We start from the raw sequence: 18,596 nt of genomic DNA, 5'->3' as shown, positions 1-18,596 counted from the left end.
CTTGTAATGGCGAGTTGGCATTAAATGTGAGTCGGTCTGCTTTCAGGCCTATTTGGCAATGCCGGAAAGCAGACCGGCCCTTATGCGGGCCGGTCTTGGAAGCGGGAGGCTTAGATCTTGCCTACCAGGTCCAGGGACGGGGCCAGAGTGGCTTCGCCTTCTTTCCATTTTGCCGGGCACACTTCGCCCGGGTGGGAGGCAACGTACTGGGCCGCTTTGACTTTGCGCAGCAGTTCCAGTGCGTCACGGCCGATGCCGCCAGCGTTGATCTCGACGATCTGGATGATGCCCTGCGGGTCAATCACGAAGGTACCGCGGTCAGCCAGACCAGCTTCTTCGATCATCACACCGAAGTTGCGGGTGATGGTACCAGTCGGGTCACCAATCATCGGGTACTGGATCTTCTGAATGGTGTCAGAGGTGTCGTGCCATGCTTTGTGAGTGAAGTGGGTGTCGGTAGAGACAGAGTAGATCTCGACGCCCAGTTTCTGGAATTCAGCGTAGTTGTCAGCCAGGTCGCCCAGCTCGGTCGGGCAAACGAAGGTGAAGTCAGCCGGGTAGAAGAAGACCACGGACCACTTGCCTTTCAGGTCAGCGTCAGACACCTGAACGAATTTGCCATTGTGGTAGGCGGTAGCATTGAACGGCTTGATTTCAGTGTTGATGTAGGTAGACATGTAATTGCTCCTTGGTGATGTACATATGCCGGTCTGGTGTTGAAGAGTCTTGCCAGACGAGGCGCTTAACTTTCGATGGATTCATCATAGGGGCTTCCGCTAATCGATAAAAGCCGCAATTTTGAATCGCTTAAATCTACTTATTAGATAGCTCACTATGGCTGTACCTAACATGAATATCTCTGGCCTACTGAGATAACTCCTTGTCGTGGTTCAATATCTGTGCGCTACATCGCCTTTTCAAGGCATGAGAAGGGGTGTGCAGAGCCACGATGACGCGATGAGATAAACGGTGGTGCAAACATATGATGTAAACAGGTGGCGCAGGAGGTTGAGGCAGCTGCTTGCAGCGATGGGGGATGTGTTGGCAAGGGGGAGAGCAGAAAACGCGGATAAAAAAATCCCGGCGCTATCGCAACGACAGGGCCGGGTCATCAAACAAGGAATGGCTATATAAACAAATGCTTTACAGCAAAGACTAACTACGGGGTGTGCAAACTTGCAGACATATGAGAGGAAGATAATGGGTGCACAATCCCTCGTCTCCCCCTCGGCAACTATTGCATGAGAGGGATGATAGTGTGACGCAGATCACAAGGCAAGCATTTGGTGTAATTTTTCAATCAAAATGAAAGTGTTTCATCATTTAAGCTTATTTAGACAGCTGAAAACGCTTTTATTGTAATTTAATTACAGGTTGATCTATCAAAAGTCGATAGGTGGTTCCTGCTCTTCCATCAATTCCAGCAGGTTGATGGCCACGGAAATAAAGTCCGACTCGGTGACAATGCCGATCAGCTTGCGTCCTTTGAGTACCGGCAGGCAGCCATATCTGTGCCGCTGCAGGTAAAGTGCCGCCTCCTTGATGCCGGCGTGAGGATCTACGCTCGCCACTTGCCGTGTCATGATCTCGTCGAGTTGCACGCTGTCGGTAAATTCGGCTTCCCGCTCCGGGCTGATGAGCAGCAGCTTGGATTCCCGGGTGGCCAGGATATCGGTGAGGGTTACCAACCCCAGCAGGTGATGCTGCTCGTCGACGATGGGAATGTGGCGGATCCGCTCCTGCTGCATCAGGTCCATCGCCTGTTTGACACTGTTTGACGGACCCAGAGTGAAGGGATGTTCGGTCATGATTTCGGATAGGGTCATCATGGTGGGCCTCCTTGTGTATCTGCTTTCACCCTAGCCCAGCGCCCATTGGCAAAACATGATCAGGGTCAATACAGAACATTAAAGAATCATTAACCGGAGGTGTGTCTCAATATTGCTCGCTACCCCTTGTCTCTCTTGGGTTTTTGGTCTTTTGGGTTGCCTTGGAAGATGGGGATAACTAGACTAGCCGCCGATTCCCCCCGAGGTGAAAGATGCAAGTATCCGATTTTCATTTTGATCTGCCAGACGAGCTGATTGCCCGCTATCCGATGGCAGAGCGTACCGCCAGCCGCCTGTTGCAGCTCGATGGTCAAACTGGCGCCCTGCGCCACGGTCAATTTGTGGATGTGCTGGATCAGCTCAATCCGGGTGACCTGCTGGTATTCAACAACACCCGTGTCATTCCGGCGCGCATGTTTGGCCAGAAGGCTAGCGGCGGCAAGCTGGAGGTACTGGTCGAGCGCATTCTGGACGAGCACAGCGTGCTGGCCCATGTCCGTGCATCCAAGGCGCCCAAGCCCGGCACCCGGATGATCATGGATGGTGGTGTGGAGGCAGAGATGCGCGCCCGCCACGACGCCCTGTTCGAGATCCACTTCCTCGACCCGCGTCCGGTGCTGGAGATTTTGGAGGCCATCGGCCACATGCCGCTGCCCCCCTATATCGACCGTCCCGACGAGGATGCCGACAAGGAGCGCTACCAGACCGTGTACAATCAAAAGCCGGGCGCCGTCGCGGCGCCGACCGCCGGTCTGCACTTTGATGAGCCGCTGCTTGAGAAAATTCGGGCCAAAGGGGTTGAAACGGCCTTCGTCACCCTGCATGTAGGGGCGGGGACTTTCCAGCCGGTGCGGGTTGAGAAGATTGAAGATCACCACATGCACTCCGAGTATGCGGAAGTGCCGCAAGAGGTGGTGGATGCCATCGCGGCCACCCGTGCCCGTGGTGGTCGGGTGATTGCGGTAGGTACCACGTCGGTCCGTTCGCTGGAGAGCGCGGCCAAGGTCACCCTGGCACAGGGCAAACCGCTGGCGCCCTTCTTTAGTGACACCGATATCTTCATCTTCCCTGGCTACCAGTTCCAGATTGTCGATGCCATGGTCACCAACTTCCATCTGCCGGAGTCGACCCTGATCATGCTGGTCAGCGCCTTTGCCGGTTATGACAACGTGATGGCGGCCTATCAGGCAGCCGTGGCCGGGCAGTACCGTTTCTTCAGCTACGGGGACGCCATGTTCGTCACCCGTCGCCAGGTTGAAGCATAAGCTTCAGCTTATTTACCGGGTCGTGAGCGGCCCTCCTATTGTCAGACTGTTTATCTGACGCAGCCGAGGTAGCAATGAAATTTGAACTGAAAACCACCGACGGCCGTGCCCGTCGCGGTCAACTGGTCTTTGAACGTGGTGTGGTACAAACGCCGGCCTTTATGCCGGTCGGGACTTACGGCACCGTCAAGGGGATGACCCCGGAAGAAGTGCGTGAAACCGGCGCCCAGATCCTACTGGGTAACACCTTCCACCTCTGGTTGCGTCCGGGTCAGGAAGTGATGCGTGCCCACGGCGATCTGCATGACTTCATGAACTGGCAGGGCCCGATCCTGACCGACTCCGGTGGTTTCCAGGTGTTCAGCCTGGGCCATATTCGCAAGATCACCGAAGCGGGCGTCCACTTCCGTCACCCCATCAATGGCGAGAAGATCTTCCTCGACCCCGAGAAGTCCATGGAGATCCAGTACGATCTGGGCTCCGACATCGTGATGATCTTCGACGAGTGCACTCCGTACCCGGCCACTTATGAAGAAGCGCGCAAGTCCATGGAGATGTCCCTGCGCTGGGGCAAGCGCTCCCGCGACAAGTTTGATGCGCTGGGCAACAAGAACGCCCTGTTCGGCATCATCCAGGGCTCGGTCTACGAAGATCTGCGTGATGTCTCCCTCAAGGGGCTGCTGGAGATCGGTTTCGACGGTTATGCGGTCGGTGGTCTGGCAGTGGGCGAACCCAAAGAGGACATGCACCGCATCCTCGAGCACGTCTGCCCGAAAATTCCGGCTGACAAGCCGCGCTACCTGATGGGTGTCGGCAAGCCGGAAGATCTGGTGGAAGGGGTGCGCCGTGGTATCGACATGTTCGACTGCGTCATGCCGACTCGCAACGCCCGCAACGGCCACCTGTTCACCACCGATGGCGTGGTGAAGATCCGCAATGCCCAGCACCGCAACGACACCAGCACCCTGGATGCCGAATGCGATTGCTACACCTGCAAGAACTACAGCCGTAGCTACCTGCACCATCTCGACAAGTGCAACGAGATCCTCGGTGCCCGTCTGAATACGATTCATAACCTGCGTTACTACCAGCGTGTGATGCAGGGTTTGCGGGACGCGATCGAGCAGGGTAAATTAGACGACTTTGTAACAGAGTTTTACCGTCGGCAAGGGAAGCCTGTGCCTCCGTTAGCTGAAAATGACGTTAAATAACAACAACATATAATTTTGTTTTTTTAAATCTACATCAATAAGAGGTTGTTAAATGAGCATTATCTCCAAGGCGTATGCAGAAGGCGCAGCACCGGGTGCACAGGGTGGTGGTATGGAAATGATCATCATGCTGGCCGTATTCGGCCTGATCTTCTACTTCATGATCTATCGTCCCCAGGCCAAGCGTGCCAAGGATCATCGCAATCTGATGAGCTCCTTGTCCAAGGGTGATGAAGTGCTCACTTCCGGTGGCCTGGTTGGCAAAATTGCCAAAGTGGCTGCAGACAGCGATTACCTGGTGATCGCCCTGAACGACCAGACTCAAGTCACCATCAAAAAGGACTTCGTCTCTGCCGTTCTGCCCAAGGGTTCTATCCAGTCCCTTTAATCTCCCAAGGAGCACAGCGTGTTGAATCGCTATCCGCTGTGGAAATACCTGATGGTGATCCTGGTGATCGCCATCGGTTTTCTATATGCAGCCCCCAATCTTTACGGCGAAGATCCGGCTTTGCAGGTTTCTGCCAGCCGTGGTGCCGAAGTCAAGCTAGATACTCTTGATCTGGTGAAAGAGACCCTTGAAGCGGCCAAGATCCCGGTCAAACATGCTGCATTCGAGCACGGTTTTATCCTGATCCGTTTCAAGAACACCGAAGACCAGCTGAAGGCGCGCGATATCGTTGCCAACAAGCTGGGCGACAACTTCATTACCGCACTCAACCTGGCACCTTCCACTCCCGCCTGGCTCGAAGCCATCGGTGCGGCGCCTCTGAAGCTGGGTCTTGATCTGCGCGGTGGTGTGCACTTCCTGATGGAAGTGGACATGGCCGAAGCACTGACCAAGCAGCAAGAGCAGATGGTGCAGGATTTCCGCTCCGAGCTGCGCACCCAGAAGATCCGTTACTCCGGCGTGCGCCGGGTCGGTGATCAGGTGCAGGTGATCTTCCGTGACGAAGCCGATCAGGAACGCGCCGTTTCTCATCTGCGTCGTCAGAACCCTGATTTGACTTTCACTACCGAGCAGAAAGGGGATGAGTTCATCCTGCTGGCTGGTCTGAGCGAAGCCAAGATCAAGGAAGTGAAGAAGTACGCCCTCGAGCAGAACATCACCATCATCCGTAACCGGGTCAACGAACTGGGCGTGGCCGAGCCGCTGGTACAACAGCAAGGCGCCGAGCGCATTGTCGTTGAACTGCCCGGTATTCAGGATACCGCCCGCGCCAAGGAGATCCTGGGTGCAACCGCGACCCTGGAATTCCACATGGTCGATGAGACTGCCGACATCCAGGCTGCGGCCGATGGCCGTGTCCCGCCCAGCTCCAAGGTCTACAACGATCGCAATGGTCGTCCCGTGGTGCTGCAAAAGCGGGTGATCCTGACCGGTGACCACATCGTGGGTGCCCAGTCCGGTTTCGACGAGTACAGCCGTCCCCAGGTCAACATCAAGCTGGATGGCCAGGGTGGCAACAAGATGGCCAACTTTACCAAGGACAACGTCGGTAAAGGGATGGCGACCGTCTTCATCGAGTACAAGCCGGTCGGTCAACCGGGTCCGGATGGCAAGCGCAAGTTCCGCAAGCAGGAGGAGGTGATCAACGTCGCCACCATCCAGTCGCGTCTTGGCAGCCAGTTCCGTATCACAGGTATCGACAACGCCAACGAAGCCCACAACCTGGCGCTGCTGCTGCGTGCCGGTGCTCTGATCGCCCCGATCCAGATCGTGGAAGAGCGCACCATTGGCCCGAGCCTGGGTCAACAGAACATCGACAGCGGTATGGAAGCCATCGGCTGGGCCATGCTGGTGATCGTGCTGTTCATGGGGATCTACTACCGCGCGTTTGGCTGGGTTGCCAACCTGGCGCTCTGTATGAACCTGGTGTTGATTGTCGGCATCATGTCGATGATCCCGGGGGCCACTATGACATTGCCGGGTATCGCCGGTATCGTCCTGACGCTGGGTATGGCGGTGGATGCCAACGTACTGATCTACGAGCGTATTCGTGAAGAGATCCGCAACGGTCGCGGTGTTCAGCAAGCCATCCATCTGGGCTTTGATCGGGCATTCTCCACCATCGCCGACTCCAACGTGACCTCGCTGATCACCTGCGTGATCCTGTTCGGTATCGGTACTGGCGCAATCAAGGGCTTTGCCCTGACGCTGGGCATTGGTCTGACCGCCTCCATGTTTACTGCCATCACAGTTTCCCGTGCCATTATCAACCTGGCTTGGGGTGGACGGCGTATCGACAAGCTGCCCATCTGAGGATAGAGAGATGTTTCAGATTCTACATTTTGAAAAACCGATCCCGTTTATGCGCTATGCCAAGCCGGGTGTGGTTTTCTCTTCCGTGCTGATGGTGGTAGCCCTGTTCTTCCTGTTTGATCGGGGGCTGAACTGGGGTCTGGACTTTACCGGTGGTACCACCATCGAGGTGGGGTTCCAGCAGTCGGTGAGCCTGGACAAGATCCACGACGCTCTGGAAGAGCAGAAGATTGAAGGGGCAACCCTGCAACACTTTGGCTCCAGCCGTGACGTGCTGTTCCGCCTGACCCCGAAAGAGGGGGTCAAGGTAGAACAACAGGGTAACGAAGTGCTGGCGGCGGCCAAGCAGCTCGACGAGGGCGCAGTGCTCAAACGCGTCGAGTTCGTCGGCCCTTCCGTGGGTGATGAACTGGCGACAGACGGTGCGCTGGCCATGCTGGCCTCCATCCTCTGTATCCTGGCCTACGTGGCAGTGCGTTTCGAATGGCGTCTGGCGCTGGGGGGCATTCTCTCCCTGGTGCACGACGTGGTGATCACGCTGGGTGTCTTTGCCTACTTCCAGTACGAGTTCGACCTGACCGTACTGGCGGCACTGATGACCCTGGTGGGTTACTCCCTGAACGATACCATCGTGGTGTTCGACCGCTTGCGGGAGAACTTCCGCAAGGTGCGTAAAGGGGATACCGAGTACATTCTGGATCTCTCCATGACCGAGACCCTGAGTCGTACCATCATCACCTCCGGCCTTACCTTTATCGTGGTGCTGGCGCTGCTGCTCAAGGGTGGTGCGCTGATCCACGGTTTTGCCGTGGCCATGGTGATCGGTGTGGCGTTCGGTACCTACTCCTCCATCTATGTGGCGAGTGCGTTTGCCATGTTCCTCGGCGTCAAGCGCGAGCACATGCTGCCCACCCAGGTAGAGAAAGAGGGTGCGGACCAACAGGAAATCCTGCCGTAACAGTGAAGAGCGCCTCATGGCGCTCTTTTCTTATCTCTGCGTGTCGTTTGCTGACGCACATGATTTAAACAACAGGAGTTTGTCATGCATCACAATCCCCGTTTTTTGGCGCTGGTTGACGGGATCCGCTCCCGCATTACCGAAACCGATGTTCACCAGATCAAGCGCTGGCAGGACGAAGGGCGCACGTTTCACCTAATCGACGTGCGGGAAGAGAGCGAGTGGGCCAAAGGCCATCTGCCCGGTGCCCGATACCTGGGGCGTGGCGTGATTGAGCGGGATATCGAGACCCAGTTCCCGGATCTTGAGACCGAGCTCTACCTCTATTGTGGTGGTGGTTTTCGCTCCATTCTGGCTGCGGACAACCTGCAACAGATGGGTTATCGCAAGGTGATCAGCGTCGACGGCGGGTTTCGCGGTTGGTGCGATGCCGGATACCCTGTCGAATCCTGATTTATTTGAGGTAGAGGGGCACAGCTACATGACAAAGCGGCAGTTGACCTTTACCATATGCGGGGTCAAGCGTAAGCGTCGGAGTGTTCATTGAACGTCAGGAAAGGGATTGGATACCTCCTCGGTATCCTGTTGTTGCTTCCCATGTGGGGTTGCAGCAGTAGCAGTCAGGTTAACACCCCCAAGGTTCCCAAGCCGCAGCCTGCTTCACTGGTGTTGGCGACCCCCCTGCAGGTCTCCTACCAGAGTGAGCTGGCGCTCGCCCGACTCGGGCAGATGCTCAGTGAAATGGAACTGACCACCGAGCAACGGGCAGAGTTGTTCTATGAGCGTGCCGTGGTGTTTGATCGGGTTGGTCTGCGTTCCCTCGCGCGGCTCGATTTCAACCGTGCCCTGCGGGAGAAGCCGGATTTCGCCGAAGCCTACAACTTCATCGGCGTCTATCTGGTACAGCAGCAGAATTACGACGAAGCCTATGATGCGTTCGATTCCGCCCTCGAACTGGCGCCGGACTATGACTATGCCTATCTCAACCGTGGCATCGCCCTCTATTACGGTAACCGTCCCGAGCTGGCCGCGGCCGATATGAAGCGTTTCTACGAGGCGCAGCCGGAAGACCCCTATCGGGTGATCTGGCTCTATCTGGCTGAGCAGAAACTCGACCCGTCGGCCGCCATGAGCCGGATGCGCGAGCGTCTCAACAAGTACGATGACGACGCCTGGAACTGGGATCTGGTTCGCCTCTATACCGGCGAGATCAACGCTTCCCAGCTGATGGGCAACGTGGTGAAAGGGGTGAAGGATAACCGGGAGCTTGCCGAGCGCCTGTGTGAAACCTACTTCTATCTGGGCAAGTTCGAGCTGGGCAAAGGTAACCGCAAGGAAGCCATCAGCTACTTCAAGCTGGCCTTATCTAACAACGTCTATGACTTCATCGAGCACCGCTATGCGCTGCTGGAGCTGGAGTTGATGGCGCGCAAGCCCTTGCCGCCAGGTGCCCAGAGCGCTCGTAACAAGGGTGATCAGCCCTCCTGAACCACTGCCAGATAGTGGTAAAAAGGCCTCGCGATGAGGCCTTTTTGTTGGGCGTATGGCGGGTTTACTCCACCAGGCTCATGCCGGGGATCTGGCGCCAGTAGCCGTTGCAGTCACTTCCTTGCTGCAAGGAGAGGGGAGCCTGGCCCTGCCGGTTGACTTTGAAGCGGGCCAGCATCTCCAGCGTCTCCATCCCTTGCGGCGAAAGCCTGACCACATCTACCAGACCTTCCATACCAGCCAGCTCGTTACCCAGGTTGTAGCAGTAACCGGACTGGGTCTGGATCCCGTTGAGATTGAACACCCGCTGCCCCTCGCGGCTGTTGGCCAGTCGTCCGGTGGGGTAGTTGATGCAGGCTAGCTCGCAGTTGTCTTTCGGTTTGTCGAGGGAGCGGGCGGTGAAGCAGCGCGCCGAGTAGGCGAGCGGCAGATGGCCGTAGGCAAACACCTCCACCTCAAATTGGTCGCGCAGGGAGCCCAGATCCTGATTGAGCTGGATCAGCCAGTCACGGGAGAGCTCCACCGGCATGACCCAGCGTTTCATCCCCTGTTTGAGCAACATGCGCAGCACATCGGCGTTATAGGCGTTGATGGCGGGACCACAGACGAAGGGGATCCCTGCCTCCCAGGCGAGTTGCACTGTACCGAGATCGTTGGCTTCGACCATAAGATCGCCATTGTCGACCAGCCGCTTCACCTCCTTGAGCTCGGAAGGGGCGGAGATAAGGGCGAGGGTCGAGAGCACTACCTGCTTGCCGGAGTTTGCGACCTGACGGGCCAGCGCAATCCAGTCATCGACTTTGAGTTCGCGCCGCTTGCTGCAGACGGTCTCCCCCAGATAGATGATGTCGGCCTGACTGTCGGCCGCGGCATGGTAAAAGGCCTCGGTATCGGCTTTGGGCCAGTAGAAGAGCAGAGGCCCGAGAGAAAATTGCATGGGTGGACTCCTTATTGCCACTGACGATGGTAGGCGCCGAGGGTAGTCTGGCTACCTTCGGAGACGCGGGCGAGCTGGGCATCCCACTCAGCTTTGACCTGATAGGCCTCGGGATTGGCCTGATAGGCATCGATGGCCGCACGCCAGACCCGGGTCACTTGCTCCACATAGGCGGGGCTGCGCTGGCGCCCTTCAATCTTGACCGACTGGATCCCGGTCTTGAACAGCTCGGGCAGGAGACCCAGGGTATTGAGACTGGTGGGCTCTTCCAGCGCGTGGTAGGTCTGGCCATCCACGTCGAAACGCCCCTTGCACAGGGTCGGATAGCCAGCATTTTCGCCCGGGCCATAGCGGTCGATCAGCACTTCGTTGAGTCGCGACTCGAGGCCGTTCGCGGTCTCTTCCCAACGGACGAACTTGGCCGGTGAGCAGGCGCCGACGGTGTTGGGACTCTCGCCAGTCATGTAGGAGGAGAGATAGCAGCGCCCCTCGGCCATGATGCAGAGGCTGCCAAAAGCGAATACCTCAAGGCCAACATCGGTCTCGCGGGCCAGCTGCTTGACCTGATGCATGGAGAGCACCCGGGGCAGCACCACCCGTGTGATATTGAATTGCTGCTGATAGAAGCGAATGGCGGCGGCATTGGTGGCGCTGGCCTGCACCGAGACATGGAGTTCCATCTCGGGGTAGTGGCGGCTGGCATATTCCAGCACGGCGAGATCGGCGATGATTAACGCATCGGCGCCGAGGGCCACCCCGCGATCAACCGCCTGTTTCCATCGAGTATCGGCCCCGGGATGGGCAAAGGTATTGATGGCAATATGCAGCTTGCGACCATGTTGATGCACATAATCTACCGCCTTCTCCAGCTTGCTGTCGGTAAAGTTGAGACCGGCAAAGTGGCGTGCATTGGTGTCATCCTTGAAACCGATATAAACGGCATCGGCCCCGTTATCCACGGCGGTTTTCAGTGCCGGCAAACTGCCTGCCGGACAGAGTAATTCCATTGGTACGCTCCGAGAGTGCATATGAAGGGCAAACGAGCCCTGATTGTATGCAGCCATGCACTCCCGCTTTTTGACCTGAGGCAGCTTTATGTGGCTTTACCCTTCTTGAGGTAACCCTGCACAAGTTTGATTTCCAACAGGATCTTGCCACTCTCCCTGTGTTTGAATGCGCAAAAAAGGGAGTCTATCGTGTTTCAACAACTGCAACGCCGCCTGGTCGAACAGGCTCCGCGCTTCTTGCGCCATCCCCTCAAGCTGGTTCCCTTCAATCTGCAAAAGCAGCTGATGGAGAGTTTGCTGGCCCGGGTATTCAAAGAGGCTATCGAAGATGGCGATTTCGAGTTTCTGGCAGACAAGTGGCTGAAAGTCGAAGTCTCTGATCTGGAGCTGTGCTGGTTTATCAGTGAGCAGAATGGCCTGCTGGTGGTAGCTCGCGAGTGTGACAAGGCCGATGTCTGCTTCAGCGGTACCGCCAACGACCTGATCCTCATCGCTGGTCGCAAAGAGGATCCGGATTCGCTCTTTTTCCAGCGCAAGTTGAAGATAGAAGGGGATACCGAACTGGGCCTTGAGGTGAAAAACCTGATGGACAGTCTGGATCTCGATGGCTTGCCAAGCCTGATGAAGTATCCCCTGATGGATCTGGCGACGTTTATCGAACGCGCCCGCACCGAGTCAGCGCAGGCTCCGGTGCAGACGGCGCCGGGCGGGATCCCGTCTTAAGTGGACAATCACCCCATGGGCATGGCGACGATAATGGTGCCGTGCCCAGAGGCAACGACAGGCCCACAGACAGGGCACCAAGGCGATGAGTGCCGCAGGGGCGGGCAGCTGTGACATGGCCAGCCCCGCAGCCAGCCAGATAAAGGGTTGCGCTTCATACAGCCACTCCGGCTGTAGCCAGCGTTTGCTCGGAAAGATAATCAGATCGGTACGTCGGTAGCTGGAGCGCATCATCCAGGTCACCGCTCCGGCGATAAACAGCAAGGCGCCTGCAAACCAGAGCAGGGGCTGTTCACTCAACGTAATAATGGCAATGGCTGCCAGCAGGTAGAGGCTGGGCAATCTCTCATAGATAAAGGGAGGAAGCATGGCGTGGTGTCTCCTGTGCCGTTTATCGGATATCCATCAAGTTTAGTCCCCCCCTCTCACTTCCCTCATGCTGGTTTGTTATACAAACGGGTGGTTTTGTTCTGAAATGGCTCGGCTTTTACGGTGCCAACATGGTGTTCTCTTATGTTACAATTGCGCGCCATTTTTGACTGAAGATTGACTGGGCATGTTGGATCAGATTCGTATCGTTTTGGTAAACACCTCTCATACCGGCAACATGGGGTCTGCGGCACGCGCCATGAAGACCATGGGGTTGACCCAGCTGGTATTGGTTGATCCGCAAGCCTTGCCGGATGACAATGCCTTCGCCCTGGCGGCTGGTGCCAGCGATGTGCTTGCCAATGCCCGTATCGTCCCGACACTGGACGACGCGATCGCCGATTGTGGTCTGGTGATTGGCTCCAGCGCCCGCTCTCGAACCCTGAGCTGGCCCATGCTCGATCCCCGTGAGGCCGGCGAAAAGTCGGTGGTTGAGGGGATGCAGCACCCGGTTGCGTTGGTGTTTGGTCGTGAGCGCACCGGTCTCACCAACGACGAATTGCAAAAGTGCCACTACCACGTGGCCATTCCGGCCAATCCTGATTACAGCTCTCTCAATCTGGCCATGGCGGTGCAGACCCTCTGTTACGAAGTGCGGATGCGCTGGCTGCAGGGGCAGGCCGCCGAGCCTGAAGAGGAGATGGCCTATCCGAGTGCCGCCCAGCTGGAAGGGTTTTATAAGCACTTGGAACAAACCCTGATGAAGACCGGTTTTATTGCCGATGACCATCCGGGTCATGTGATGAGCAAGCTGCGTCGCCTGTTCAATCGGGCTCGGCCGGAAGCGGCTGAGCTCAACATTCTGCGCGGTATTCTGACCTCGGTGCAGAAAGCGCGCGTACCGGATTAATCCGACTGATTTACTCAACCATATACTTGACTGATTTGGTCGGGTATGTGACCATGTGCCCCATTAAATTGCTTCGCAAGACGGTAAGGCACATGAGACTGACTTCAAAAGGACGTTACGCTGTAACCGCCATGCTCGACGTGGCGCTGCATGCAGAGCAGGGGCCCGTCCCCCTTGCCGATATTTCCGAGCGCCAGGGCATCTCGTTGTCCTATCTCGAGCAGCTCTTTGCCCGCCTGCGCAAACATGGTCTGGTGAGCAGTGTACGTGGCCCGGGCGGTGGTTATCGCCTCGGTTTGGCCCCAGGCGAGATTTCGGTTGGTCAGGTGATCACTGCGGTCGATGAGTCGGTCGATGCTACCAAGTGCCTCGGCAAGGGCGGCTGCCACGGCGGTACCCAGTGCCTGACTCACTCCCTGTGGCGTGACCTGAGTGAGCGGATCTCCAGCTTCCTCGGGGATATCACCCTGGCCGAGCTGGTACGCCAGGCCGATGTGCGCCGCATTGCCGGCAAGCAAGATGAACAAATGAAGACCGTGTTGTCCCTGGTTGATCGGGCAGAACACGGCGATGTGAGCTTGAAAGTCCAACTATAAACGTGCTTTCCACAGCGGGACTCTGTATGACCCGGACTGTGACGGAGAAAAACATGAAACTGCCTATTTACCTTGATTATTCGGCAACCTGTCCGGTGGACCCGCGTGTCGCAGAAAAAATGATGCAGTGTCTCACCATGGATGGCCTGTTCGGCAATCCGGCTTCCCGTTCTCACCGCTTTGGCTGGCAAGCCGAAGAGGCGGTGGATCTGGCCCGTAATCAAGTGGCAGATCTGATCGGCGCCGATCCCCGCGAGATCGTCTTCACTTCCGGTGCGACCGAATCCAATAACCTGGCCATCAAGGGTGTTGCCCACTTCTATGCCAGCAAGGGCAAGCACATCATCACTTCCAAGACCGAACACAAGGCGGTGCTCGATACCTGTCGCCAGCTGGAGCGTGAAGGGTTCGAGGTGACCTATCTTGAGCCGATGCCCAACGGCCTGTTCACTATCGAGATGATTGAGAATGCCATGCGTGATGACACCATCCTGGTCAGCATCATGCATGTGAACAACGAAATCGGCGTGGTTCAGAACATTGCCGCCATCGGCGAGTTGTGCCGTTCCCGCAAGATCCTGCTGCACGTGGATGCCGTTCAGAGTGTGGGCAAGATCCCGGTAGATGTGGAGGCACTGAAAGTGGATCTGCTCTCCGTCTCTGCGCACAAGGTGTATGGTCCTAAAGGGATTGGTGCACTGTTTGTTCGTCGCAAACCCCGCGTTCGTCTGGAAGCCCAGATGCACGGTGGCGGCCACGAGCGCGGCATGCGTTCCGGTACTCTGCCGACCCACCAGATCGTCGGGATGGGCGAAGCCTTCCGTATCGCCAAAGAAGAGATGGTGAGTGAAGGCGAGCGTATCTTGGCACTGCGCCAGCGTCTGTGGAATGGCATCAAGGACATTGAAGCCGTCTATATCAATGGTGATCTGGATCAACGTGTTCCGGGCAACCTCAACGTCAGCTTTGCCTATGTGGAAGGGGAATCCCTCATCATGGCGCTGAAAGATTTGGCGGTCTCTTCCGGTTCGGCCTGTACCTCCGCCAGCCTGGAACCTTCCTATGTGCTGCGCGCACTGGGTCTGAACGACGAGTTGGCACACAGCTCCATCCGTTTCAGCATGGGTCGCTTCACCACCGAGGAAGAGATTGACTACGCGGTCAAGCTTATTCGTGACTCCATCGGTCGTCTGCGCGAGATGTCCCCCCTGTGGGAGATGTACAAAGACGGCGTCGATCTGAACACGGTCGAATGGGCTCATCACTGATCTATTTGGTCAGTGAGTAACAGAATTAGCAGGAGTGAGATATGGCTTACAGTGAAAAAGTAATCGACCACTACGAGAATCCTCGCAACGTCGGTGGTTTCGACAAGAATGATCCCAGCGTTGCAACCGGCATGGTCGGTGCGCCCGCTTGTGGCGACGTGATGAAGCTGCAATTGAAGATCAGCGACGAAGGCATCATCGAAGATGCCAAGTTCAAGACCTACGGCTGCGGTTCCGCTATCGCCTCCAGCTCCCTGGTGACCGAATGGGTCAAGGGCAAGACCCTGGACGAAGCGGCTGGCATCAAGAACACAGATATCGCTGAAGAGTTGGCCCTGCCACCGGTGAAGATCCACTGCTCCATTCTGGCTGAGGACGCCATCAAGGCCGCCATCGCCGATTACAAGCAGAAGAAAGGTCTCTAAGCGCCGGAGAGCAGTATGGCTATTACCATGACAGATGCCGCCGCGGCACGGGTTTCCTCTTTTCTGGCTAACCGGGGCAAGGGCATTGGCCTGCGCCTCGGCGTCAAAACCACCGGCTGCTCCGGTCTGGCCTACGTGCTTGAGTTCGTTGATGAACTGACCGATGAGGATCAGGTGTTCGAGCAGCAGGGCGTCAAGATTATTGTCGATGCCAAGAGTCTGATCCATCTGGATGGCACCGAGCTGGATTTCGTCAAGGAGGGCCTCAACGAGGGCTTCCAGTTCAACAATCCCAACGCCAAAGGCGAGTGTGGTTGCGGCGAAAGCTTCAGTGTCTGAGATGTTTGACGTCAATGATCCTTCGTCTGTGGTTGAGCGGGTCGCCCATGACCCGTTCAACCACATCTCATTTGCTAGGGGCGAGTGAGGTTGTGGCGAACGTTTCCGAGAGGTTTGCATGAATCATTTCGAGCTGTTTGGGCTGGTTGAAGGCTTCGAGCTCGATACCCGTCAGTTGGCTGATACCTACCGCCAGCTGCAAACCCAATTCCATCCTGATCGTTTTGCCACCGCCCCCGAACGGGAGCAGCTGGCTGCGGTGCAACGTGCCGCCCAGATCAACGAAGCATTCACCACCCTCAAGGCGCCGCTGCGCCGTGCAGAATATCTGCTCTCCCTGCGTGGCACTGATATCCGTGGTGAACAGCAGACTCTGCAAGATACCGCGTTTCTGATGCAGCAGCTGGAGTGGCGTGAGCGTCTGGCCGATCTGAAAGATGACGCCGACCCTGAGCGCGCCATCAAGGATTTTCGCAGCGAGATCAGGCATGATCACCAGATGTTGATGCAGCAGCTGACCGAGTCTCTTGCCGCCGGCAGAGATCTCGTTGCCGCTGATTGCGTTCGCAAACTCAAGTTTGTCGACAAGCTCCTCGAAGAGCTGGAACGATTCGAAGACTCGCTTCTCGAGTCTTGATCCTTTAACGCTGGAAGTTTCATTACCCATGGCATTACTGCAAATCGCCGAACCCGGCCAGAGCGCTGTTCCTCATCAGCACAAACGTGCCGTCGGCATCGATCTCGGCACCACCAACTCTCTCGTCGCTGCGGTTCGCAGTGGTCACGCTGATACCCTTTGCGATGAGCAAGGGCGCGACCTGCTCCCGTCAGTAGTGCACTATCAAAGCGACGCCATTCGAGTGGGGATTGATGCCAAGCGCGAAGCGGCGCTCGATCCTCACAACACCATCGTCTCGGTCAAACGGATGATGGGCAAGGCGCTGGCCGATATCGATACCCGCCAGCAGCCCTACCAGTTCATCGCTGCCGACAATGGCATGCCGCAACTGCAAACCCGTCAGGGACTGGTCAATCCGGTGCAGGTATCGGCCGAAATTCTCAAAAAGCTGGCCGAGCGTGGCGCCCAGACACTCGGGGGCGATCTCGATGGCGTGGTCATTACCGTGCCCGCCTATTTCGATGATGCCCAGCGTCAGGGGACCAAGGATGCGGCCCGTCTGGCCGGTCTGCACGTACTGCGTCTGCTCAACGAGCCGACCGCAGCCGCGATCGCCTATGGCCTTGACTCCGGTCAGGAAGGGGTGATCGCGGTTTACGATCTGGGGGGCGGCACCTTCGATATATCCATCCTGCGTCTGCACCGCGGTGTGTTTGAAGTGATGGCGACCGGCGGCGATTCCGCCCTCGGCGGTGATGATTTTGATCACCTGCTGGCGGACTGGATCAAGGAGCAGGCGGGCCTCTCCGGCGAGCTGGATGCCCATCTGCAGCGCGAGCTGCTGGATGTGGCCGCTGCCGTCAAACACGACCTGACCGATGCCGAGCAGGTGGCGTGCACCTTTGCTGGCTGGCAGGGCTCAGTGAGCCGTAGCCAGTTTGATGAACTCATCACCCCGCTGGTGAAACGGACCTTGCTGGCTTGTCGCCGCGCCCTGCGCGATGCCGGTCTCGAGCAGGTGGAAGTGCTGGAAGTGGTGATGGTCGGTGGCTCCACCCGGGTGCCGCTGGTGCGCGAACTGGTGGGCGAGTTCTTCCAGCGTACGCCGCTGACCAGTATCGATCCTGACAAGGTGGTCGCCATTGGCGCCGCCATCCAGGCCGATATTCTGGTGGGCAACAAGCCCGATGCCGAGATGCTGCTGCTGGACGTTATCCCCTTGTCGCTGGGTCTGGAGACCATGGGTGGCCTCGCCGAGAAGGTGATCCCGCGCAACACTACCATCCCGGTTGCCCGCGCCCAGGAGTTCACTACCTTCAAGGATGGTCAGACCGCCATGGCCATTCACGTGGTACAGGGTGAACGCGAGTTGGTGGCCGATTGCCGCTCCCTGGCCCGCTTTACCCTGACCGGTATTCCGCCGATGGCAGCCGGCGCCGCCCATATTCGCGTCACCTTTCAGGTGGATGCGGATGGTCTGCTCTCGGTCAGCGCCATGGAGAAATCCTCCGGCGTGCAGGCCGAGATCCAGGTCAAGCCCTCTTACGGGCTGGCGGAGCAGGATATCCTCAACATGCTGAGTGCCTCCATCGAGAATGCCCAGCAGGATATGGATGCCCGCATGCTGGCCGAGCAGCAGGTTGAAGCCGACCGTGTGGTCGAGAGTCTCAATGCGGCGCTGGCCGCCGATGGCGATGCTCTGCTCAATGCGACAGAGCGTGCCGAGATTGATGCCGCCATCGCCCATCTGCTGACCATGCGCAACAGCGGCGCAACCCATCAAATCAAAGAAGCCATTGAGACAGCCGATGCTGTCAGTGGCGAGTTTGCAGCCCGCCGGATGGACGCCTCCATCCGCAAGGTGCTGACCGGACAAAACGTCAACAAGGTGTAATATGCCAAAACTGATCATTCTTCCTCATCCCGTACTCTGTCCGGATGGCGCCGCCCTCGAGGGGCAAAGCGGCGAGACCATTCTGGATGTGGCGCTGCGCAACGGTATCGAAATCGAGCATGCCTGCGAGAAATCCTGTGCCTGCACTACCTGCCACTGCGTGGTGCGCGAGGGCTTTGACTCGCTCGAGCCAAGTGACGAGCTGGAAGACGACATGCTGGACAAGGCGTGGGGGTTGGAGCCGGAATCCCGTCTCAGCTGCCAGGCAAAACTGGCGGACGAGGATCTGGTGGTGGAACTGCCCAAGTACACCCTGAACCTTGCCTCTGAACGCCATTAATTACACATGAGTGAATTGCACGTGCAGCATCCTGTGGTGCTTCAGTGATATGGTGGAAGGCCGTGACCCTCGGGGGCACGGCCTTTTTTGTATTCGTTATTCTCTCTTTGCCAATAAGCTCTTTCCCATAAAGAGTGCTTATACATAGTGCCAGTAAA

General features: G+C 57.3%; 21 protein-coding genes. 16 read left to right on the top strand and 5 right to left on the bottom strand.

The genetic code is table 11. The features are described from left to right. Nucleotides 1–110: 110 nt before the first annotated feature. On the bottom strand, nt 111–677 hold the full coding sequence (gene ahpC, locus ACTG19_RS04140) for an alkyl hydroperoxide reductase subunit C (RefSeq protein WP_005337335.1): 567 nt from the start codon (nt 675–677) through the stop codon (nt 111–113). A gap of 705 nt (nt 678–1,382) precedes the next feature. Continuing rightward, the gene (locus ACTG19_RS04135; protein ID WP_139400993.1) at nt 1,383–1,829 is read right to left on the bottom strand and encodes a CBS domain-containing protein; all 447 of its coding nucleotides are present in this window, start codon (nt 1,827–1,829) and stop codon (nt 1,383–1,385) included. Between the two features lie 212 nt (nt 1,830–2,041). Between ACTG19_RS04135 and queA the strand changes: the two genes are divergently transcribed. The 7 genes from queA (at nt 2,042) to nlpI (ending at nt 9,011) form a co-directional block, all read left to right on the top strand. Then, nucleotides 2,042–3,094: a tRNA preQ1(34) S-adenosylmethionine ribosyltransferase-isomerase QueA gene (gene queA, locus ACTG19_RS04130; protein ID WP_005344678.1), complete on the top strand. Its 1,053-nt coding sequence runs from the start codon at nt 2,042–2,044 to the stop codon at nt 3,092–3,094. Between the two features lie 74 nt (nt 3,095–3,168). Further along, nucleotides 3,169–4,305: a tRNA guanosine(34) transglycosylase Tgt gene (gene tgt / locus ACTG19_RS04125; RefSeq protein WP_005337329.1), complete on the top strand. Its 1,137-nt coding sequence runs from the start codon at nt 3,169–3,171 to the stop codon at nt 4,303–4,305. Nucleotides 4,306–4,357: 52 nt separating this feature from the next. Then, on the top strand, nt 4,358–4,693 hold the full coding sequence (gene yajC, locus ACTG19_RS04120) for a preprotein translocase subunit YajC (RefSeq protein WP_005337327.1): 336 nt from the start codon (nt 4,358–4,360) through the stop codon (nt 4,691–4,693). Nucleotides 4,694–4,711: 18 nt separating this feature from the next. Beyond that, a complete protein-coding gene (secD, locus tag ACTG19_RS04115; RefSeq protein ID WP_005337324.1) occupies nt 4,712–6,565 on the top strand; it encodes a protein translocase subunit SecD in 1,854 nt (617 codons plus the stop codon). A 10-nt stretch (nt 6,566–6,575) separates the two neighbouring features. Then, nucleotides 6,576–7,523, top strand: coding sequence for a protein translocase subunit SecF (gene secF / locus ACTG19_RS04110; protein WP_005337322.1), 948 nt, complete (start codon nt 6,576–6,578; stop codon nt 7,521–7,523). An 84-nt stretch (nt 7,524–7,607) separates the two neighbouring features. Continuing rightward, nucleotides 7,608–7,976 (top strand): rhodanese-like domain-containing protein, encoded by a 369-nt coding sequence (locus ACTG19_RS04105; protein ID WP_019446086.1) that lies wholly within the window; start codon nt 7,608–7,610, stop codon nt 7,974–7,976. Between the two features lie 90 nt (nt 7,977–8,066). Next, the gene (nlpI, locus tag ACTG19_RS04100; protein WP_005351017.1) at nt 8,067–9,011 is read left to right on the top strand and encodes a lipoprotein NlpI; all 945 of its coding nucleotides are present in this window, start codon (nt 8,067–8,069) and stop codon (nt 9,009–9,011) included. 64 nt (nt 9,012–9,075) lie between these two features. On the opposite strand, the gene ACTG19_RS04095 is transcribed toward nlpI, so the two are convergent. Beyond that, a complete protein-coding gene (locus ACTG19_RS04095; protein ID WP_120414047.1) occupies nt 9,076–9,948 on the bottom strand; it encodes a U32 family peptidase in 873 nt (290 codons plus the stop codon). An 11-nt stretch (nt 9,949–9,959) separates the two neighbouring features. Then, the gene (gene ubiU / locus ACTG19_RS04090; protein ID WP_439988770.1) at nt 9,960–10,955 is read right to left on the bottom strand and encodes a ubiquinone anaerobic biosynthesis protein UbiU; all 996 of its coding nucleotides are present in this window, start codon (nt 10,953–10,955) and stop codon (nt 9,960–9,962) included. A gap of 189 nt (nt 10,956–11,144) precedes the next feature. Here ubiU and ubiT point away from each other — a divergent pair, with 189 nt between their 5' ends. Then, nucleotides 11,145–11,678: a ubiquinone anaerobic biosynthesis accessory factor UbiT gene (ubiT, locus tag ACTG19_RS04085; RefSeq protein ID WP_157160993.1), complete on the top strand. Its 534-nt coding sequence runs from the start codon at nt 11,145–11,147 to the stop codon at nt 11,676–11,678. On the opposite strand, the gene ACTG19_RS04080 is transcribed toward ubiT, so the two are convergent. After that, nucleotides 11,631–12,047: a hypothetical protein gene (locus tag ACTG19_RS04080; protein WP_005351023.1), complete on the bottom strand. Its 417-nt coding sequence runs from the start codon at nt 12,045–12,047 to the stop codon at nt 11,631–11,633. The genes ubiT and ACTG19_RS04080 overlap by 48 nt on opposite strands. Nucleotides 12,048–12,234: 187 nt before the next feature. Here ACTG19_RS04080 and trmJ point away from each other — a divergent pair, with 187 nt between their 5' ends. From trmJ to fdx, 8 genes are all read left to right on the top strand, one after another. Further along, the gene (gene trmJ, locus ACTG19_RS04075) at nt 12,235–12,957 is read left to right on the top strand and encodes a tRNA (cytosine(32)/uridine(32)-2'-O)-methyltransferase TrmJ (RefSeq protein ID WP_157160992.1); all 723 of its coding nucleotides are present in this window, start codon (nt 12,235–12,237) and stop codon (nt 12,955–12,957) included. 92 nt (nt 12,958–13,049) lie between these two features. After that, entirely contained in the window at nt 13,050–13,553 is a 504-nt protein-coding gene (iscR, locus tag ACTG19_RS04070) for a Fe-S cluster assembly transcriptional regulator IscR (protein WP_026035025.1), read from the top strand. A gap of 53 nt (nt 13,554–13,606) precedes the next feature. After that, entirely contained in the window at nt 13,607–14,821 is a 1,215-nt protein-coding gene (locus ACTG19_RS04065) for an IscS subfamily cysteine desulfurase (RefSeq protein ID WP_021229687.1), read from the top strand. Between the two features lie 41 nt (nt 14,822–14,862). Continuing rightward, nucleotides 14,863–15,246, top strand: coding sequence for a Fe-S cluster assembly scaffold IscU (gene iscU, locus ACTG19_RS04060; protein ID WP_005333813.1), 384 nt, complete (start codon nt 14,863–14,865; stop codon nt 15,244–15,246). A 15-nt stretch (nt 15,247–15,261) separates the two neighbouring features. Further along, nucleotides 15,262–15,585, top strand: coding sequence for an iron-sulfur cluster assembly protein IscA (iscA, locus tag ACTG19_RS04055; protein WP_005333812.1), 324 nt, complete (start codon nt 15,262–15,264; stop codon nt 15,583–15,585). Nucleotides 15,586–15,703: 118 nt separating this feature from the next. Next, the gene (gene hscB, locus ACTG19_RS04050) at nt 15,704–16,222 is read left to right on the top strand and encodes a co-chaperone HscB (protein ID WP_005351031.1); all 519 of its coding nucleotides are present in this window, start codon (nt 15,704–15,706) and stop codon (nt 16,220–16,222) included. 28 nt (nt 16,223–16,250) lie between these two features. Further along, complete coding sequence (gene hscA, locus ACTG19_RS04045) at nt 16,251–18,098, top strand: Fe-S protein assembly chaperone HscA (RefSeq protein WP_439988769.1); 1,848 nt, start codon at nt 16,251–16,253, stop codon at nt 18,096–18,098. A gap of 1 nt (nt 18,099) precedes the next feature. Beyond that, on the top strand, nt 18,100–18,438 hold the full coding sequence (fdx, locus tag ACTG19_RS04040) for an ISC system 2Fe-2S type ferredoxin (protein WP_005333808.1): 339 nt from the start codon (nt 18,100–18,102) through the stop codon (nt 18,436–18,438). Nucleotides 18,439–18,596 lie beyond the last annotated feature (158 nt).

Origin of the sequence: Aeromonas sp. 3P (assembly GCF_051919745.1) — a bacterium.
Taxonomy (GTDB): Bacteria; Pseudomonadota; Gammaproteobacteria; order Enterobacterales; family Aeromonadaceae; genus Aeromonas; species Aeromonas veronii.
This window is presented reverse-complemented; position numbering and strand designations above follow the sequence as displayed.